17 protein-coding genes, 1 tRNA gene and 1 pseudogene are annotated in these 18,093 nt (G+C 68.4%); 8 read left to right on the top strand and 11 right to left on the bottom strand.

Going from position 1 to position 18,093, the window contains the following annotated elements:
* Nucleotides 1-306: 306 nt before the first annotated feature.
* From DEJ27_RS06975 to DEJ27_RS06960, 4 genes are all read left to right on the top strand, one after another.
* Nucleotides 307-4,161 (top strand): TIM-barrel domain-containing protein, encoded by a 3,855-nt coding sequence (locus DEJ27_RS06975; protein ID WP_220035376.1) that lies wholly within the window; start codon nt 307-309, stop codon nt 4,159-4,161.
* 222 nt (nt 4,162-4,383) lie between these two features.
* Nucleotides 4,384-5,289 carry a hypothetical protein gene (locus DEJ27_RS06970; RefSeq protein WP_111090570.1) on the top strand — a complete coding sequence of 302 codons (906 nt, stop codon included), beginning with the start codon at nt 4,384-4,386 and terminating at the stop codon, nt 5,287-5,289.
* A complete protein-coding gene (locus DEJ27_RS06965; RefSeq protein ID WP_111090569.1) occupies nt 5,277-6,569 on the top strand; it encodes a hypothetical protein in 1,293 nt (430 codons plus the stop codon). The genes DEJ27_RS06970 and DEJ27_RS06965 overlap by 13 nt, the downstream gene beginning before the upstream one ends.
* Nucleotides 6,566-7,228, top strand: a complete 663-nt coding sequence (locus DEJ27_RS06960; RefSeq protein ID WP_111090568.1) for an ABC transporter ATP-binding protein — start codon at nt 6,566-6,568, stop codon at nt 7,226-7,228. Before DEJ27_RS06965 ends, DEJ27_RS06960 begins: the two co-directional genes overlap by 4 nt.
* Before the next feature lie 130 nt (nt 7,229-7,358).
* Here DEJ27_RS06960 and DEJ27_RS17715 read toward each other — a convergent pair whose 3' ends face one another.
* Entirely contained in the window at nt 7,359-7,517 is a 159-nt protein-coding gene (locus DEJ27_RS17715; RefSeq protein WP_181420008.1) for a hypothetical protein, read from the bottom strand.
* Between the two features lie 110 nt (nt 7,518-7,627).
* Between DEJ27_RS17715 and DEJ27_RS06955 the strand changes: the two genes are divergently transcribed.
* Nucleotides 7,628-8,095: a MarR family winged helix-turn-helix transcriptional regulator gene (locus DEJ27_RS06955; RefSeq protein ID WP_111090567.1), complete on the top strand. Its 468-nt coding sequence runs from the start codon at nt 7,628-7,630 to the stop codon at nt 8,093-8,095.
* A 271-nt stretch (nt 8,096-8,366) separates the two neighbouring features.
* Here DEJ27_RS06955 and DEJ27_RS06950 read toward each other — a convergent pair whose 3' ends face one another.
* The 5 genes from DEJ27_RS06950 to DEJ27_RS06930 form a co-directional block, all read right to left on the bottom strand.
* Nucleotides 8,367-9,143, bottom strand: coding sequence for a hypothetical protein (locus DEJ27_RS06950; RefSeq protein WP_111090566.1), 777 nt, complete (start codon nt 9,141-9,143; stop codon nt 8,367-8,369).
* Between the two features lie 168 nt (nt 9,144-9,311).
* On the bottom strand, nt 9,312-9,869 hold the full coding sequence (locus tag DEJ27_RS06945; RefSeq protein WP_111090565.1) for a TetR/AcrR family transcriptional regulator: 558 nt from the start codon (nt 9,867-9,869) through the stop codon (nt 9,312-9,314).
* A 17-nt stretch (nt 9,870-9,886) separates the two neighbouring features.
* On the bottom strand, nt 9,887-11,401 hold the full coding sequence (locus DEJ27_RS06940; protein WP_111090564.1) for an MFS transporter: 1,515 nt from the start codon (nt 11,399-11,401) through the stop codon (nt 9,887-9,889).
* A 118-nt stretch (nt 11,402-11,519) separates the two neighbouring features.
* Entirely contained in the window at nt 11,520-12,422 is a 903-nt protein-coding gene (locus tag DEJ27_RS06935; protein ID WP_111090563.1) for an arginase family protein, read from the bottom strand.
* 225 nt (nt 12,423-12,647) lie between these two features.
* Nucleotides 12,648-13,307, bottom strand: a complete 660-nt coding sequence (locus DEJ27_RS06930; RefSeq protein ID WP_146244659.1) for a hypothetical protein — start codon at nt 13,305-13,307, stop codon at nt 12,648-12,650.
* 178 nt (nt 13,308-13,485) lie between these two features.
* Here DEJ27_RS06930 and DEJ27_RS06925 point away from each other — a divergent pair, with 178 nt between their 5' ends.
* Nucleotides 13,486-13,680, top strand: coding sequence for a hypothetical protein (locus DEJ27_RS06925; protein WP_111090561.1), 195 nt, complete (start codon nt 13,486-13,488; stop codon nt 13,678-13,680).
* Between the two features lie 185 nt (nt 13,681-13,865).
* On the top strand, nt 13,866-14,120 hold the full coding sequence (locus tag DEJ27_RS06920; RefSeq protein WP_146244658.1) for a hypothetical protein: 255 nt from the start codon (nt 13,866-13,868) through the stop codon (nt 14,118-14,120).
* A 159-nt stretch (nt 14,121-14,279) separates the two neighbouring features.
* On the opposite strand, the gene DEJ27_RS06915 is transcribed toward DEJ27_RS06920, so the two are convergent.
* Both DEJ27_RS06915 and DEJ27_RS06910 read right to left on the bottom strand, forming a co-directional pair.
* A complete protein-coding gene (locus DEJ27_RS06915) occupies nt 14,280-14,498 on the bottom strand; it encodes a hypothetical protein (protein ID WP_111090559.1) in 219 nt (72 codons plus the stop codon).
* Between the two features lie 348 nt (nt 14,499-14,846).
* A complete protein-coding gene (locus DEJ27_RS06910) occupies nt 14,847-15,092 on the bottom strand; it encodes a hypothetical protein (RefSeq protein WP_146244657.1) in 246 nt (81 codons plus the stop codon).
* Nucleotides 15,093-15,193: 101 nt separating this feature from the next.
* Here DEJ27_RS06910 and DEJ27_RS18025 point away from each other — a divergent pair.
* Nucleotides 15,194-16,374 (top strand): annotated as a pseudogene (locus DEJ27_RS18025) (IS30 family transposase).
* A 102-nt stretch (nt 16,375-16,476) separates the two neighbouring features.
* Here DEJ27_RS18025 and DEJ27_RS06900 read toward each other — a convergent pair.
* The 3 genes from DEJ27_RS06900 to DEJ27_RS06890 form a co-directional block, all read right to left on the bottom strand.
* A tRNA-Pro gene (locus tag DEJ27_RS06900) sits at nt 16,477-16,550 on the bottom strand.
* An 83-nt stretch (nt 16,551-16,633) separates the two neighbouring features.
* The gene (locus DEJ27_RS06895) at nt 16,634-17,236 is read right to left on the bottom strand and encodes a hypothetical protein (RefSeq protein ID WP_146244656.1); all 603 of its coding nucleotides are present in this window, start codon (nt 17,234-17,236) and stop codon (nt 16,634-16,636) included.
* Nucleotides 17,233-18,063, bottom strand: a complete 831-nt coding sequence (locus DEJ27_RS06890; protein ID WP_111090556.1) for an endonuclease/exonuclease/phosphatase family protein — start codon at nt 18,061-18,063, stop codon at nt 17,233-17,235. The genes DEJ27_RS06895 and DEJ27_RS06890 overlap by 4 nt, the downstream gene beginning before the upstream one ends.
* Between the last annotated feature and the right edge of the window lie 30 nt (nt 18,064-18,093).

Raw genomic sequence — 18,093 nt, 5'->3', positions numbered from 1 at the left:
GGGCCCCACCAGCCGGTACCGGCGCACCGCGCCAGCGGGGTGACGGCCGAGCCTGGAGGCACGGTGCCAGCTGGCACCGGGCCTCCAGTCCGTCAGCGGCTCGAGTCCAGGGCCGCGCACGACGCGACCACGACACTGACCGGTGCGGCGGGAGCCGCGAAACGAGCCGCCGACGGCTGCCCCTTCCTCGGGGGCCATCCGCGTCGTATGGTTTACAGCGTTGTAAACGGGCCGCCGCAGGGACGGCCCGCAGGTCACGGCCGTTGCACGGCCCGATGGACGACGACGTCCACGAGGAGCACCCACTTGCGCCCCATCTCCTTCCGTTCCCGAGGGCTGCGCCGCGCGCTGTCGTCGGGCATCGTCGCTGCGACCGCCCTCGGCATGCTCGGGATCGCCGCGATCCCGGCCGCCGCGGACCCCGCAGCGGCGCGCACCGTCATCTCGGGCCAGGCCCGGTTCGAGGTGCTCTCCCCCACGCTGATCCGCACCGAGTACGCCGGCGACTCCCAGTTCACCGACGGCAGCACCTTCAACGTCATCGGGCGTGACGACTTCGCCCCGACGACGTTCACGAAGACCGAGCGGGACGGCTGGCTGACGCTCGACACGGGCGCGATGACCGTGCGCTACAAGGAGGGCTCGGGGGCGTTCACGCAGGACACCCTGCAGACCACCGTGACCACGGCCTCCGGCCAGCGGGTCACCGGCACCCCGTGGGTGTCGACGCCGACCCCGTCCTGCACGATCGGATCGCTCTGCGAGGCCGAGACGCTCGGGCTCACCGGCCTGTCGCTCGCCACGGACCACACGGGCTTCACCGGAGCCGGGTTCGCCGCGGGATTCGAGTCCGTCGGCAACGCGATGACCTTCACGACCACGGCGGAGCAGGCCGGCTCGTACGACCTCGCCCTGCGCTACGCGAACTCGCAGGGCGGCGACGGCCAGGTCGCCACCCGCACCCTCAGCGTGACCGTCGACGGCGGAGCCGCCAAGACGATCCGGCTCGCACCCGGCGCGAACTGGGACGACTGGAAGACCACCGCCGCCACGACGCTCGACCTGACGGCGGGCGAGCACCGCGTGCGCATCGAACGCACCGCGGACGACTCCGGCCGGGTGAACGTCGACAGCCTGGCCCTGGTCAGCACCGGTGCTGCCTACCCGGCGCCGTCGACCACGGTCACCGGCGAGGACTGCGCGTTCGGCACCGTGTGCCAGGCCGAGGACTCGGCACGGACAGCCCCTGCGACGACCGCCACGAACCACAACGGCTTCGCCGGAACCGGCTTCGTCGCCGGGTTCGAGCGTGCCGGGGCGCAGCTGACGACCCACGTCACCGGCGTGCCGGCCGCGGGCGACTACGCCCTGCAGGTCCGCTACGCCAACGGCTCCGCCGGGACGCCGACGCTCACCGCGGCCCCGGCCGGTCAACAGGCGACCACTGCACCGCTCCCGAAGACGAGCGGCTGGGACTACTGGAACACCGCCACCGTGCCGGTGCACCTGGCCGCCGGCAGGAACGACGTCGTGATCGGGTGCCCGACCGTGGCGAACAACTGCAACGTGAACTTCGACACCGTCGCCGTGGTCGACACCGCGTCGCCGGTCCTCGCCGCGCACGCCCCGCTCGGTGGGTACCGACGCGACCTCGACACCGCCAACGGATCCGTGAAGACGAACCCGGGTCTGCTCTACCAGGACGGCTGGTCACTCCTCGACGACAGCGCCTCGGCGTTGTACGACCAGGCGAACGACACCGTCACGCCGGCGGGTGACCACGGCGGCGAGCGCTACCAGGACGGCTACGTCTTCGGGTACGGCTCCGACTACCGCCATGCCCTGCAGGAGCTCGCCGTCCTGACCGGTCCGACGAAGCTGCTCCCCCGCTGGGCGTACGGCGTCTGGTACTCCGAGTACTACGACCGTTCGCAGGCCGACTACCTGGCGATCGCGAAGCAGTTCGAGGACGAGGACGTGCCCGTCGACGTCATGGCGATCGACACCGACTACAAGATCGGCAGCACCACCAACCAGGGCGACAGCAAGTGGAACGGCTGGTCGGTCGACCCGTCCCGGATCCCGGACATGACCGGCCTGCTCGCCGACTGGCACGCCGAGGGCATCCACAACACCCTCAACATCCACCCGTCGATCTCGAGCCAGGACCCGCAGTTCGCGAAGGCCCAGGCCACTGCGAAGGGCAAGCTCACCAAGGGCGACGGCGACCGGTACCTGTTCGACTGGTCCGACCCCGACCAGCTGAAGGCCTACTTCGACCTGCACACCTCGCTGCAGCCGAAGGGCGTCGACATGTGGTGGCTCGACTGGTGCTGCAGCGAGAACTCGAAGTACTCCGCGAACGGCGTCACCCCCGACGCGTTCATCAACCAGCAGTACGCGAAGTACACGGACCAGGCGCTCGGCGGCCGGGGGCTCGCGTTCTCGCGGGCGTACGGCTCGCTGACCGCCGGTGGCTACGGCAACCCGCAGGCGGTCCCGACCGGACCGTGGGCGGACAAGCGCACGACCGTGCACTTCACCGGCGACACCACGTCGTCGTGGGACATGCTGCTCGCCGAGGTCGGGTACACCCCGGGTGAGTCCGCTGCGACCGGCTTGGCCTCGGTCAGCCACGACATCGGTGGCCACAACGGCGGGCAGTACGGCATCGAGGGCGCCGAGGAAGGCACGACCCAGCTGCCCGAGGACCTCTACGCCCGCTGGGTGCAGCTCGGGACCTTCCAGCCGATCGACCGCCTGCACAGCAACCACAGCGACCGGCTGCCGTGGCAGTACCCGGCCGCCGCCGAGGCCTCGGCCAAGCAGTTCCTGAACCTCCGCGAGGCCCTGGTCCCCCTGACCTACACGCTCGCGGCCCAGGCCACCGAGACCGGCACGCCGATCCTGCAGCCGCTCTACCTGCAGTACCCCGAGGCGCAGGAGTCCTACGCCCAGGCCGGCTCGGAGTACCTGTACGGCCCGGACGTGCTCGTCGCCCCGGTCACCACCGCGAACGACGACTCCGGCAAGGCGACCCGGTCCGTCTGGTTCCCGGCCGGCAGCTCGTGGACCGACTGGTTCACCGGCAAGACGTACGCGGGCGGCACCACCGCCGACGTGACGACCGACCTGAACAGCATGCCGGTGTTCGTGAAGAGCGGCGGCATCGTCCCCACCCGCTCGGAGCAGGTCAAGAACGACGCCGCACCGCTCGATGCCGTCACCCTGACGGTGGCGACCGGAGCGAACGGCTCGTTCGACCTGCACGAAGACGCCGGCGAGGACGGCGCTGCGGACAACGCCGCCGACACCGCGAAGTCGAGCGCGATGACCACGGCCGCCGCGTCCGCGAAGGCCGCGGCGGGCAGCGCTTCCACCGCCGTCCGCTACACCCAGCAGGCGACCGGCGGTTCGCTCGCCATCGCCCCCGCCGACGGCTCCTTCGCCGGCCAGGTGCAGGACCGCTCGTGGACGGCGACGTTCACGAACGCCGACCGCCCCCGCACCGTCACCATCGACGGCCGAGTGATCACGAACACCGCGTGGACCTACGACGCCGGCACCCGCACCATCAGCGTGCCGGTCGACGAGCGGTCCGTGACGAAGCGCACGGTCGTGGCCTTCAGCAGCAAGGCTGCGGCGACCCCGGCCCTGCGGGTCGAGTCGCCTCGGGTCGATGCCGGCGACACGCAGACCGTGACCGGCAGCGGGTTCCCGGCCGACACCGATGTGGCGCTGGCGACCGCGCCACGCATCGGCGGGGCCACCGCGCACACTGACGCGAGCGGTGCGTTCTCGGCCGACCTGCGGGTGCCGGGCGCGGCGTCCGGTCGGGTGACCGTCACCGCATCGGTCGACGGTGTGGCCCTGGCTCGGGCCGCCTTCACCGTCGTGGCTGCGGCTGCTCCGGCGCCGACCACGTCGCCGAGCGCAGGCACTCCGGGCAGCGACGCTCCGACGCCGGGTGACAGCGGATCCGGCACACCGGGCGCGGCAGCGCCGGGCAACGGTGGCGCGGATGCGGGCAGCGACCCGGGCGGCGCACTGGCCTGGACGGGCGCGAACCTACTCCCCCTCGGGCTGCTGGCGGCGGCACTGCTCGCGGCCGGTGGACTGGTGTGGACGCTGCGGAGCCGGCGACGGCGCGCGCGTGCCTGAGCCCGCCTGATCTGTCGCCCTGGGCGGAACTGATCGACGGACGGGAGGCCCGGTGCCAGCTGGCACCGGGCCTCCAGTCCGTCCGCGGTCGCGCTGCAGATCCCCGATCAGGCGTCCGCAGGACGGTTGCGACCGAAAATAAGGTTGCTCGACAAAACGTTCTACGTCTGACATGTTAACGGCTCGTGAGCATGTACACCCGCTGCGGCGTGAGGAGAAGACGTGACGAAGCAACAGATCACGGCAATCGCGGGCCTGCTCCTGCTGGCCACGCTGTTGGCGGTCTTGATCGGGGTGTTCGACGCTCGCCGACGTGTGATCGCCGCGGAAGGCAATGACCCCCGCACGGGCCAGAGCGCGTGGGTGACCGCGACCCTCGACGATCTCGAGCGTGCGCGGAGCGCCTTCGAACCGGGAACCAAGGTGTTCGTGGAACTCGATGATCGTGTCCGCGCCGTTGCGATCCTGTCGGGACGGTGGACAGATGTCCCCCTGCACGAAGGGCATGCCCTGACCAGTGGTCCCGGCGAAGCCCTCGCCGGCGCGGACGTCAGCGTCCACGGTGACGACATCGCGGTCGGTGGCACGACCTACAACGTGGTGGGACGTCTCGGCGTCCGCGCCGACAGTCTGCTGTCCGATGAGGTGGTCATCGCCGATCCGTCGCGGTTCTCCGCGTCACCACAGCGGCTACTCCTGGACGGCCCGAGCAGCGCCCACCACTACAGCGCACAGTTCCCCGACAGGAGCGTCGAGATCATCGACGACGGCACGAACCGCAGGACGAACGTCGACGCTGTGTCGCCAGTTCTGGTCGCGCTGGGCGCACTCGTCGTCGTGCTCGTCGCCGTCGTCGCTGGCTTGCAAGCTGGACGATGGGAACTCCGCGCCGCCGCCGTCCGATTCACCACGGGGATCCGACCACTGAACACCCTTCGCAGCGCGGCCGCCAGAGTGGCTGCGATCGGCACCGCCGCCTCTACGGCTGCCCTCGCGGGCGCGGCGCTCGTCAGGCAGACCACCAGCCTCGACCTCGACGTCACCACCGCAGTCGTCGCGGTCGGAACGGTCATGCTCGCCGTCGCCGTCGCTTCGTTCTGGCAGGGAACCCGACGATGGAACTGCTGAACGACCTCCGGTCCAACTGGACGATCATCGTCGCCAAGATCGTCCTGCTCGTGCTGCTCGCACTCTGCTGGTACAACGTGGCATCGTTCACCCAGTCCACATCGCAGGCCGTGGCCCAGGGCCTGTCCGCCGATGCCGACGTCGACCTCTACACGGTGATCGACGATCTCGACCCGGACGCTTTCGAAGCGATCCGGCGAGACCAGCACGCGCTCGACGCAGTCGCATCATTCGCCGACCGCATCGACGACGAGCCCGGGTTCGACTTCATCTCCTCGTACGACCAGCCCGTCACCGTCCAGGACTTCCGCGGCGACGACCGCTTCGACGTCGGGTACGGCACCGAGTACACGCTCAACGGGAAGTACCAGGACGAGTCTGGACGGAGCGTTCAGGACATCAAGTCCATCCAGCTCAACGAGACCGCGTACGAGTTCGCGGGGCTCTCCGTGCAGGACGGCAAGCCGATCGAGTGGAGCGCTGTCGACTGGGGATCCGGCCGGATCCCGGTGCTGCTCGGCAACGAGTACCGCGGCGTGTACGAGCTCGGCGAGCGACTCACCGGAGCGGTCATCCTGCAGGAGCAGGAGCTCGAAGTCGTCGGATTCCTCGAACCGAACAGCGCCATGTACTTCCGCGGTGAAGCCAACCACTACCTCGACGACACCGTCATCGTGCCCTACCCGCCGACACTCGCCGGACTCGACCGAGCAGCACTGGACCGGCTGGATCCCGAGCTGTTCGGGCGCCTGGTGTTCCAGATGCTCAACGCCGATCTCGCCGTCGATCACCGCCTCGATTTGGGAGGCGTCGTCGCGCGTCTCGACGCGATCGGAAACGACACCGGCTTCCGGTCGTACACGTTGCTCGGAGTTCCGGCCTACCTCGTGCAGCTCTCCCTCGTCCGCCAGCTCATCCAGGACAACCTGGTGCTCGTCACCGCGCTGCTCGCCGTCCTCACCACGGGCGTGGGCATCATCACGGCGTTCCTCCACCGGCTCCTGCATCACCGTCGAGCGCCAGTGGCACGGGTGCACCATCTCCTCGGGAGGAGCCCGGATGCCACGAACCGACTGTTCCGCGCAAGCCGCCTGACCGAGTACACCGCCGCGCTCGGGCTGTTCCTCGCGACCAGCGCGCTGCTCCCCAACGACAGTGCGATGGCACGACTCGGAGCCGGCACCGCCCTGCTCCTCTGGTGTGTGGCGGACGGCGTACTCGGTCGACGAGCCGTCCGCATCGAACTGACCGCCCAACGCCGAAGAGGTACCCCACGATGATCGTGCTGCGCGACGTTTCGAAGACCATCACCGAGCCCGACGGATCGACCCGAGCACTGTTCGACCGACTCGACTTCGACCTTCATGAAGACGATCACTCGGTCGCGATCACCGGGCGGAGCGGATCCGGCAAGAGCACGCTCCTCCGGATCCTCGCCGGCCTCGACACGGACTTCGGCGGGACCTACGAGCACGACGGGCGCGTGCTCGAGCGCACCGCACGGAGGATGGCGGCGCACCGACTGCGACACATCGGCAACGTCACCCAGGACCACAGCCTCCTCAGCGACCGCAGCGTGCTCGACAACGTCCGGCTCGGCGTTCCTGCTCGCGCTGATTCTGCCGCCCGAGCACATGACGCCCTCGAGGCGGTCGGCATCAGTCACCTCGCTGGCAAGCGCCCACGACGACTGTCAGGAGGAGAAGCGCAGCGCGTCGCGATCGCTCGAGCCATCGCGAAGCGCCCTGCCGTCGTCCTCGCCGATGAGCCCACCGGCGCACTGGACGAGACGACCGAAGACGACGTGCTCGCCCTCTTCGACCGGCTGCAGCAAGCAGGAAGCAAGTTCGTGATCGTCACCCACAGTGAGCGCGTCGCACAGCGATGTGGACGGCAACTCCAGCTCCACCACGAGCAACTCATCGCGCGCGGCACGTGAGGGACTGGAGGTGGGCCCCACCAGCCGGTACCGGCGCACCGCGCCAGCGGGGTGACGGCCGAGCCTGGAGGGACGGTGCCAGCTGGCACCGAGCCTCCGGTCCGTCAGTGGTTGCGCTCCAGATCCCCGATCACGCGCGCGCAGTACGGTCGCGGCTGAAGAACTCGGCGAACATCTCCCGTTTCGCCGCGTGTGAATCGGGCTCGAGCTCGAGTCCCTCCATGTTGAGGTCGGTCCCGAACAGTCGCAGGATTCCCGGGCCACTCGGCTCCGCGGTCTCGAGGGACACCGAGAACAGTGTCGAGCGTGCCGTTTTCGATCGCCTCGAGCATCTGCTCGTAGACGACGTCACGGAGAAGACGGCGGGGACCCTGGCTGGTCGGAGATTTCGGTACAAGCATGCCGGGACACATCCCGCATATCAGTCGCGAGGAAGAGCGGTTACGAACTATGTCAACGCCAGAGGAACGAGAACTCCCTGAACTGCTCGCACGAGTGTCGTTCGAGGTGATGGGGCGACTCGCGAAGCTGTCGGCCGAGGAGGACATGTCGCTGACGCTGTTGCGGATGCTTGCGATCCTCCGGGACCGGCGACTGCGTATGGCTGAGCTGGCGGCGGCGCTCGGAACAGATCGCTCCAGCACGTCGGGCCTGATCGCACGCGCCGAACGACGCGGCCTCGTCGAACGCGAGCCCGCTGCCAACGACAAGCGCGGTTTCACAGTCGCCCTCTCGCAGCGAGGGCACACCTTCGCCGCGGAAGTCGAGGAACGGACTTTCGCAGCGCTTGCACCGCTACTCAATAATGTCCCTGCTGCAGACCGTGACCGGCTCAGTGTCCTTCTGGGGTCCGTCGTCGAAGCGTGACGAGGGGTTCGGCCTGCCGACGCTGCGTATCAGGAGCACGGTTATGTGCCGCAGCAGACCCAGCGTTGATCCCCTCGCAGCCGTGTGTCGCAGGAGCTCGGCAGCGTTTGCGTCGTGCCGGCCGTTTACGAGACAGGGCCGACTGCGAAGTGGATAGCGTCGTCCGGTAAAAGATCGGTGAACGGTCGGCTGCACCGTACTTACACACGAGCTGCCCATCAAGTGGATCGCGCCCTAGGTACGGGGTCGGGCGCCGGGAGGGGAGGCTGCATTAGTCGACCGGACCGGCGGTGTACATCGGTTCGGAACCAGTCACCACCGATGCCCGCACCCCACCGCCGACCAAGCGGACCGTCAACGTCCCGCTGAGCGCCGTCGCCGACAGCGACACCTGCCCGTGCAGCGACGCCCGCCGCGGGTGGCAAGCACTCGTCCCCTCGAGCTGATCAGCCGACGCGACAAGGCAGATCGTCGACCCGTCCCGCCCAACCCCGGCCCAAACGTTCCACGGCGTCGCCGCATCGTCGCCCGACAGCGAACGATTCGTGAACACCAGCCGGGCGCTCGAGGACTCCATCGACGTCACGATCCCCGCCGGCGGCAGGTCAGCAGCGGTCTGCGGCTGCTCGAGCCGCCGGTCGACCGCCACCGCCCCGGTCGCCGGCGTCACAGTCGACGCCGGCTCGACGGCGCGGCCACCCACGGACACACCGACCGCAGTACCCGCGACGAAGGCGATCACGACGGCTGCTGCGCCAAGGGCCCACATAACCCGGTGGTTGGTACCGCGGAAGCGGCCGCCTCGCCGCCAGACACCCGCCCCACGCTCCTCGGCGGCAGTAGCAATACCCACGCCCCCGACCTCAGACTCCTTGCTGTCAGACACCTCGTGTCCGAGCGCGGTGCGGTCGGCGGCGTCGGGCTCAGCGTTGCTCAGGGCGGCAAGGGCGCTCCGCGCGCGGGCCGCATCCGCAGGTGTCAATGCGGACCCCCACGCGACGCGTTCTAACCGTGCACGTTCAGCGTCGACGCCCTCAATCTGGTTCATCGCGCCCCTCGTCATCGATCCCACCGCGCAGTCTGACACTGGTACACGCGCTCAAGGGTTGCAGGCCCAATAGCCGATCAAGACCCTGTCGCCGACGAATGCGCTCACGACCGGACCGATGGCATGCTCCATCACCACACGTAGCCGCGGCATCCGATAGCCGATCGTCTACCGGTCGCCGTCGGTCTCGGTGGATCGGGTGAGGAGTTCGGTGAGACGTTCGCGGAGCGCTTCTCGGGTGGCGGCGTCGAACGCGAAGCCGGCGGTGGCTTCGTGCATCCACAACCCGTCGGCCGCGAGCCGCACGATGAGGTGGTCGATCGGCATCGCGGCCGCGGTGGCTGCATCGCCGACGGTCCAGCGGTTGAGGACGGTCCGCCAGGATTCCGCGTGCGTCGGGGTGAACGTTGCCTCGAGCAGGAGCATGAGTGCCGCTGTCGAGGCGGACCGCATGGACACTGCCACGTACGCGGCGAGGCGTTGCTCCCGTGTCGAGGTGTCGAACGGCACCTCGAGGGCATCCAGGAGTTGCTGTTCCCAGCGAGCGGCTTCGTGCTCGTGGAGCGCTTCGAGGAGGGCTTCCCGGGTCGGGAAGTGGTACAGCAGGCCGCCCTTGGTGAGGCCTGACTCGACAGCAACCGAGTCGAACGTGACCGCGGTGATCCCCGACGACTCGACGATCCGTGCCGCGGATTCGAGAACGAGGGTGCGTTTGCTCTCGCGCATGAAGAGGCCCTTCCAGGTCAGTGGTCTGCGTCCGGGATGGTCGCGTTCGATCCCGGTCCGTGTCTGCGGAGAAGGATCCCGGTGACGATGGCCCCAACACCGAGTACTGATGCGACGATCACCATCACCACGAAGTAGCCCGTGTCGTACGCGCTGCCGGCGGCAAGGAGGATGCTGCGGCCATCGTCCGAAGCTCGTGCTGCTTCCGCCGCGGCGGACAGACTCTCACGCGCTTGATCAGCGTTCACGATGCCGCTCGGGAGCCGCACGAGCGCGGAGTAGATCGCAGTCACGATGCTGCCCAGGATCGCGACAGCGCTGAGGTTCCCCACTTCGTACGACACTTCCTCGATTGAAGAAGCCATGCCGGCACGTCGGGCTGGCACGTTGCCGACGATCGCCGTGGACGCGACCGACATCGTCGCGCCGGAGCCGGCACCGAGGACGATCAGCCCCAGGAACAGCCAGCCGTTCAGAGAGTGGAAGGACACCGAGATGATCACCACACCGACGGCGCTCAGCGCCAGTCCGCCCGCGATGAGGGGAAGTAGACCGACCCGGTGAAGCACGAAACCGCCAGCGAGCGAGGTGGTGAGGGTCCCCACGGCGATCAGCGCCACGAGCAGACCCGCGTGGAACGGGGTCATACCCTCGAGGAGCTGGAACCGCTGCGTCGTCACGAGTTGAACGCCCGCGAACGCGAACATGCCCAGGCCAGCCCCGAGAAGCCCAGAAGAGAACGCGGGGTTCCGGAAGATGGTGAAGTCGAGCAACGGATACGGCAACCGGGCCTGACGGCGAGTGAACAGCACGGCACCGATGACCGCGGCGGCCAGCGCCCCACCGATCACGAGCGCCGACGGGGGACGATGTGCGATCTCCTTGATCGCAACGACTGCCCCGACGAGCGTGATCATCGCGTACACCGACGAAAGCAAATCCCACTTCTTTGTCCGATCAGGGTCGTTCGGCGGCGCAAGGACCAGAGCAGCGACGAGCGCGATGACGGCGACAGGCACGTTGATCAGGAACACTGACCCCCACCAGAAGTGTTCGAGCAGCAGACCGCTGACGATCGGCCCCAGCGCACCGCCGAGCACCGCGACGCTACCCCACACCGCGATCGCCACGTTGCGCTCACGGTCGTTCGTGAACGCCACCCGGATCAACGCCAACGTCGCCGGCATCATCGATGCCGCACCAACCGCCAGGATCGCTCGTGCTGCGATCAGGACCTCCGGGTTCGGGGAGAACGCAGCAACCAGTGACGCCATCCCGAAGATGCTCATTCCGGTCAGGAACATCCGCCGGTGCCCGACGCGGTCGCCGAGTGTTCCGGCTCCCAGCAGCAGACCCGCCATGACCAGCGGGTACGCGTTGATGATCCACAGACCCTCGTTCGCGGTGGCGCCGATCTCCTCGGTCAGGGTCGGTAGGGCCGTGTAGAGGATCGAGTTGTCCAGGGAGATCAGAAGCAACGACGCTGTGACCACGGCGAGCAGGGTCCATCTGCGACGGGAGGAGAGATGCATCCTTCAAACTATACCGGATGAAAGGTTTAGTTTGCTATCGCCGTCGAGTGGCTCGTCGACCACCGAACTCTGCCCTCTCCGGTGACCGCCTCGGTAGGGGATCCGCTACCGGACGTTGCTACCGCAGCTCGCTTCCGAGGTCACCAAGGCTGACCGGGAGGACGTCCGCCAAGAGGCGGGCGTGCGTGCCCTTCGGGTCGAGGTCCGGGTCGTAGACCGTAATCGACGCACCGACAGCGCGAGGTGCGAGCCCGCGAAGCAGCTCGATCAGTTCCTCCGGCGTGCAGCCGCCCGGGTCAGGACTGTCGACGGCGGGCATCACGATTGCGTCGAGCACGTCGACGTCGACCTGCAACCAGTAGCCAGCAGCACCCGCTGTCGTCCGCAGGACGTTAACGACGGCAGCGGTGCCGCGACCGCGCCACTCCGAGGTCGGGACGACCGCACCTACCACGGTGCGAACCTCCGCCAATTCGGCGTCGTCGTCGCGGCAGCCGACGTGTGCGGTCTGTGCGGGGTTGAAGTACGGGCCGGCACCGTCGATGTCAGACACGGCGGGCCAGTGAATCCCAACTGCGGCGGCCAGGTCCTCCCCCGCCACGCTCGCGCACTCGTCGCTGTTGCCAGGGTGCCGGAAGTCGGTGTGCCCGTCCACGTGCACCAGCCCGACACTGCCCCGCCGCTTCATCGAGAGGCCGGCGCCGATGAGCACGCTGCAATCTCCGCCGATGACCAACGGCGCTGCACCGGTTGCCAGTACGGCGTCGATGCGGTCCGCGAGCCGCCGCGCGTGATCGATCATCGCGGCCTCGTTTCGCACGACACCTGGGGTGCGGGTCGCGTCGTCGTCGACGTACCGACCAGGAAGGACCACGCCGGCGTCGGTGGCTCCCTGCTCTACAAAGCGGCGGTAGAGACCGGCTTCGCGAAGCGCTTCAGGCGCTTTCCCCGCTCCGGGGACTGCGCCTGGCTCTGGTGGCCGCAGGCCGAGGTTGGTCGGGGCCGAGACAAGCGCGATCATCCAACCGAGTCTGACAGAACGGCTCCGCTTCTCCTGGCGATGCTAAGTGGACACGACGGCACACCGCGGCAAGAGGTGTCCGATTGGCGATCCCCTACCGTGCGGTCCAGGCGAGCTCGCTGCGCTGTGAGGACGGACCGGAGGAGCATGCACTCAACTCCGGCCCGCACGGGAGCTGGTGAGACCCCCTGGCGCTGACCGTACCCCTGCGCTGGTCGGTGCCGGTCAGACCTTCGTGAGCTCGGCGGCCGTGGCGGATGCTGCGGCCCAGTCGATGTTCGCGTCCGGGGCGGCGGCGTGGAACTTCACCCGACCCCGCACCGCCGCTTCCGTGGCAGTGAACAAGGGACTGTTGAACCCGCCGATGAGCGCCGCGACGGCGTCCTGCAGCCCCCGGTACGCATCCGCCTCGTGCGCGTCGACCCCGGCAACGACCTTGCTTGCCGCGGAAGCCGCGGTCTTCCGGCCATGCCATCCCTGGGGCCCAGCAGCAGCAGTGAGGCGTGCGTGTTCTGCGGTGTCGGTCTGATGCCATCCGTAGTTCGCGACGACGACGTAGCTCTCGCCGCCGTGACCTTCCCGGATGCGTCCCGGTCCCAAGCCGTCGGTGAACACCTCTTCGTCGATCCAAGTGAGGAGTTGCCCGACCCAGTCGGCAGCATCCTCCGGTCGGGCGTAGACCCAGTACTGAGGCGACCCGGAAGCTGGCATCTCGACGAGCAGACGAGCGGACTCGTCGTCGCGCTCTGTGACGCGCACGTCGAGGACGTGTCCGTCTCGCACGCGGACGTCCGTGAGTCGGTAGTCGAGCCGACTGCTCTTCCGAGGGTCGAGAAGGCGCCATCCCGCTTTCCGGCGCAGAACCCTCAACGATCGCATCGTCACTCAGCATGACCGGATCCTCCCATGCGGCCGGTAGCCGATCGCCTTTCGGGCGCGCTATGCGCTTGGCGCCGCTACTGCGGGCATCCGATCGTCACGCGGGCTTGGTCAAGAGTGGTGATCTGCAGGCAGGCTAGAAGCGGCCTGCCCGTTCGGCCACAAGCCCCACTAGGAGAACGCAGTGAACTTCTTCAACGCCAAGCGACCAGCCACGGTCATCGTCCTCGGAGTGGTGTTTGCCGCCTGCGGCGTTTTCTACGGTTTGTCGCCCTCCGAGTCGGGAGCCCGGCCGATTCAGCAGATCATCATCGCGGTCATCCTGGTGCTGATCGGTCTGCTCTTCGTTGTGCAGGGGGTGGGCAGTAAACGCAGGTAGCGATAGGACTGCCCATCATCGTTGGCGGTCTCGGTGACCCATCCGCTACCGGACGGGTGGACAGTTCCTTGATCCAGAATTTCGCAGCACGACCGAGCACGGCGCCGAGGTAGGAGCCTCACTGACTGCGCGTCCGCATCCGCGACCCCTCGTCCTGCGACGACCCCACCTGGTTTCATGCAAGAGTGCCTGCCTCGAACGTCTTCAGCCTCGTAGTCGGCGTGTTCTTCCTCCTGTACGGCGTCACCATCGTGATATTCCGTGTCCCGTTCACGCGGTTCGCGAAGAAGATGGAGTCGACACTGTATGGAGCGTTGGGGCGTCGTGTTGCCGAGCGTTTCACGCCCGGATTCATCGCCACCATCGGCTGCTTCTTCATCTTGTTCGGTGCCGGCGGACTCGTGAGCCTGGCGCTCGGATACCCGATGTTTCCCGTGTGATTGGCGGCGCAACCGTTAGAACAGAGTCCTCGCCAGGAAAACAACGATTGTCTCAGCGGCCGATCGGTCAGCGGGCGCGGGTGAACTGCTGCGCGCTCCGCCGGAGCTCCGAACGCAAGGCGGTGTCGAGACACGGCCGAGACTCGCCCTCCTGCCGAGTCACCCGTCGAGCATGAAGGCCCAGCCGATAACGAGGAGCCCCGCGATGACCAGAGTTGCGAGTCCCGTCCAGAACCAGGGTGCCCCCGGTCGCCCGGTCATTTGACCTCGTCCGAACCCGTACTCGCGGACCGTCACCACAACCGAACGGAAGAGCAGTCCCGCTCCGATGAGCCCGACGAGCACAAAGGCAGACCAGATCCACCAGGAGAACGTCATGAGTCGAGCATGCCCCACTCGTGACTGCTCCGCGTCGTGACCGGTGACCGATGGGTTGGCGGGCACCGGGAATACCCCGGTGCTGTCAGCGTCCTGACCGACCAGCTCGTTCCGAGAAGATCAGCACCACGGCCGCCATGACAACGCACGTTGCTCCGACTTCGTCGGTACTCCTGGTGGCAACACGAAGAGCCCGACTCCGCATGCTGCCAGCAGGATCAGGAGCGTGAGAGTCAAGGGGGGTGCGGTCTCGCCGATCGATCGGCTACCGGACGTGCGGGCGCGCGTCCAGAGCATCCGCTCCTTGCTGCTGTGACGGTGGCAACCAGGTGCAGTGCGAGCCCAGCCTCACCGGAAACGACGGGAACGGACCATCGCCCAGATCGCCAACCCCAACATCGCCAGCCCCAGCACCACACATAACAGGTTCCACGCCCATCCGGGCAAAACCAGCCCCCGCCCCGACGACAGCGCGGCTAGCTCTGCCTGGCTCTGCGTCGTCCAGCGAGCGACACCGAAGATCAGCGCGGCTGCACCAGCGATGTAGAAGCTCGCAATCGCCCAGGCTTTCGGCTTCTCAGGAGTCGCGGACACGACACGAACCCTAGTCGCCAGCGAGGGCGGACCCGCGTCCCGATAGGCCATCTTGGGTTCAGCCGGTCGTTGCAACACCCCCGTGAATCGGAGTGCTGCAGATGGGATCGAGGCTGGAACACCGTGCGCGAGAGGCGCGGTTCTGGGAGCTATTGAGACAGGGCCTTGGGCGCACGGCGGCCTGTGATGCTGTCGGCGTGGACCGACGTCAGGGATACCGATGGGTCAAAGCAGCCGGCGGACGGAACCCGTTCGCCCACCAGCCGCGCTCCGACAGATACCTGAGCCAAGAAGAGCGGCTGCAGATCGCAGACCTACGCCAGGACGGTGAGGGCGTGCGTGCAATCGCCAAAGCACTCGGTCGGGCGCCGTCGACGATCAGCCGCGAGCTCGCGAGGAACGCCGCGGCCGGTGGAACCTACCGGCCGTACTCCGCCGAGAAGCGATGCCGGGCACGAGCGCGCCGGCCGAAACCGCGGAAGCTGGGCCGGGTCGAACTTGCCCTGCAAGTGGAGCTTCGGTTGGTGCAGAACTGGTCCCCGGAGCAGATCCGTGATGACCTGGCCCGGACCTTCCCGAACCGGCCGGAGACGCACGTGTCCCACGAGACGATCTACCAGTCCCTGTCCGTGCAGGGCCGCGGCCACCTGCGCGCTGACCTGCACAAACATCTCCGCACCGGCCGAGCCCTCCGCCGGCGCCGTGGTGAACGTCGGCAAGCGTCGTGGTCGAAGATCCGCGACATGATCCTGATCAGCGAACGCCCCGCCGAGGCCAACGACCGGGCAGTCCCCGGTCACTGGGAGGGCGACTTGATCGTCGGATCAACGCCAGGAGCGCGATCGGCACCCTGGTCGAACGCACCACCCGGTACGTGATGCTGCTGCACCTGCCGAACGGGCACAGCGCCGACGCCGTCCGCGACGCGATGATCCCCACCATCCAGACCCTGCCCGAGCATCTGCGGCCGTCGTTGACGTGGGATCAGGGCACGGAGCTTGCCCGGCACAAGGACATCACTCTCGCCACGGACCTCGCGATCTACTTCTGCGACCCGCACAAGCCCTGGCAGCGCGGCTCGAACGAGAACACCAACGGCCTGCTCCGGCAGTACTTCCCGCAATCCACCGACCTCACCATCCACACCCCGGAACGGCTCCTCGAAGTCGCCACCGAACTCAACGGACGACACCGCAAAACCCTCTGCTACCGCACCCCGGCAGAAGCATTCGAACAGCTACTGTCAGACCCGAAACAACCACCCGTTGCAACGACCCCTTGAAACCGCCCAGCCCTAAGCGGACGACCCCACGACAGGCACTGGAACGAAGAAGCCCACCGAGATCCTCGGTGGGCTGCTGTCGTCGTGTCAGACACGTCTCGGTCGGGCTGACAGGATTTGAACCTGCGACCCCTTGACCCCCAGTCAAGTGCGCTACCAAGCTGCGCCACAGCCCGCGAGTTCCGGAGAACTCAGGATCCCGGAGGATCCTCGCCCACGTCCGACCGGAGCGCGAGCGACCGGTCCAGCATAGCGGACGTCAGGCCCCCTCTGTGCCACGGCGAGTCGGCCGCACCACCTCGCGCCGCGCCGCCAACCACGGCAACCCGAGCCCGACGAGCAACCCGCCGGACCCGTCCGCCGCCAGGTCCCCGATCGTGTCGTCGTACCCGACGAAGATCTTCGAGTCGACGAAGTTGTGCCCGAGCCACTCCCCCATCTCCCAGACCGCCCCGACCGCGAGTCCCGCACACAGCGCGAGCACCGCGACGACCACCCGGCGCTCGGCGTGCGGGGCCGGCACCGCCCGCAGGTCGGCACCGATGACGTAGAGCACCGCCGCGAGCAGCCCGGTCAGCACGACGTGCATGAACTTGTCCCACAGGAAGACGGTCGTGTACCACTCGAGCACGCTCGACCACCCGGCGACGAGTACGAGCACGCACACCGCCACGTCGAACGCCGGCCGCAGCCCGAGCATCCGCGGCACCACGACCCCGAGCAGCGCCAGTGCCATGACCGGGAACGCCGTCCCGCCCCACCCGACACTCGCCACGACGACGCTCACGAGCGTCAGCGCCCGCACCACGTCGGCCACCAGGAACCGCGGCCGCAGGAACGTCGGTCCGAGTGTGGCGATCACGACGCCCACCGCAGGACCGCGTACACGGCAGCGTGGTCGGACGGCCACACGCCGCCCGGCCGCCGCACGTCGACCGCGACGCGGTCCACCTCCGCCTCGGACGTCACGAGCACCCCGTCGATCCGCCGGCCACCGACGCGCGGGCTCCCGTAGTGCGGGTACGTCCCGTAGGGCTCACCCACCTGCCTGGAGGCCCGCCCCCAGCTGTCCTCGACCCCCGCCTCCGCCAGGGCTCGCCATGGCGCGGAACCGGCGGGGCTGTTCCAGTCGGCCATGACCACGGCGGGCAGGCCGCGCTGCCGGACGATCCGGCCGAGCAGTTCGGCGGACCGCAGCCGGGCCCACGGCGAGGCGACGTCGAGGTGGGTGGCGACGGCCAGGAACCGGACGCCGGTCGCGCGGTCGTCGACGACGGCTCCGACGGCGTGCCGGGGGAAGGACGTGGCCCACGACCGCGAGCCGGGGCGGTGGGGTGTGCGGGAGAGTGCCCAGGTACGGCGCTCGACGACGTCGAGGCGGGAGCGGTCGAGGAACAGGCCGACCTGTTCGCCACCGCCGCGCGTTCCCCGCCCGGCCAGGACGGGCTCCCAACCCGACCCGAGGCCGGACGTCAGGTCGTCTGCCTGCGTGGGCAGGGCCTCCTGGACGGCGAGGACGGTGGGCGCTTCGGACGTGACGAGCGCGAGGACGGCGTCGCGGCGGCGCTCCCAGGCGTCCGGGTGGGTCGGCTGTCGCGGCACGCGGCGACGCACGTTGAGCGTCATGCAGTGCACCTCGGGCGACCGGACCGGTCCGATGAGCGGGCGGTCGTCGGGGTGGTGGGGCATGCCTCCCTTCTACGAGACGACACCCGTCGG

Origin of the sequence: Curtobacterium sp. MCPF17_018, from assembly GCF_003234135.1 — a bacterium.
Classification (GTDB): domain Bacteria; phylum Actinomycetota; class Actinomycetes; order Actinomycetales; family Microbacteriaceae; genus Curtobacterium; species Curtobacterium flaccumfaciens.
The sequence above is the reverse complement of the archived record's forward strand: the minus strand, read 5'-3'. Positions and strand labels throughout refer to the sequence as shown.

Coding starts and splice junctions, on each gene's coding strand:
- DEJ27_RS06965 (WP_111090569.1), top strand. CDS start 5,277: ATGGAACTGCTGAACGACCTCCGGTCCAACTGGACGATCATCGTCGCC.
- DEJ27_RS06960 (WP_111090568.1), top strand. CDS start 6,566: ATGATCGTGCTGCGCGACGTTTCGAAGACCATCACCGAGCCCGACGGA.
- DEJ27_RS06955 (WP_111090567.1), top strand. CDS start 7,628: ATGCCGGGACACATCCCGCATATCAGTCGCGAGGAAGAGCGGTTACGA.
- DEJ27_RS06950 (WP_111090566.1), bottom strand. CDS start 9,143: ATGAACCAGATTGAGGGCGTCGACGCTGAACGTGCACGGTTAGAACGC.
- DEJ27_RS06945 (WP_111090565.1), bottom strand. CDS start 9,869: ATGCGCGAGAGCAAACGCACCCTCGTTCTCGAATCCGCGGCACGGATC.
- DEJ27_RS06940 (WP_111090564.1), bottom strand. CDS start 11,401: ATGCATCTCTCCTCCCGTCGCAGATGGACCCTGCTCGCCGTGGTCACA.
- DEJ27_RS06935 (WP_111090563.1), bottom strand. CDS start 12,422: ATGATCGCGCTTGTCTCGGCCCCGACCAACCTCGGCCTGCGGCCACCA.
- DEJ27_RS06915 (WP_111090559.1), bottom strand. CDS start 14,498: ATGACGTTCTCCTGGTGGATCTGGTCTGCCTTTGTGCTCGTCGGGCTC.
- DEJ27_RS06890 (WP_111090556.1), bottom strand. CDS start 18,063: ATGCCCCACCACCCCGACGACCGCCCGCTCATCGGACCGGTCCGGTCG.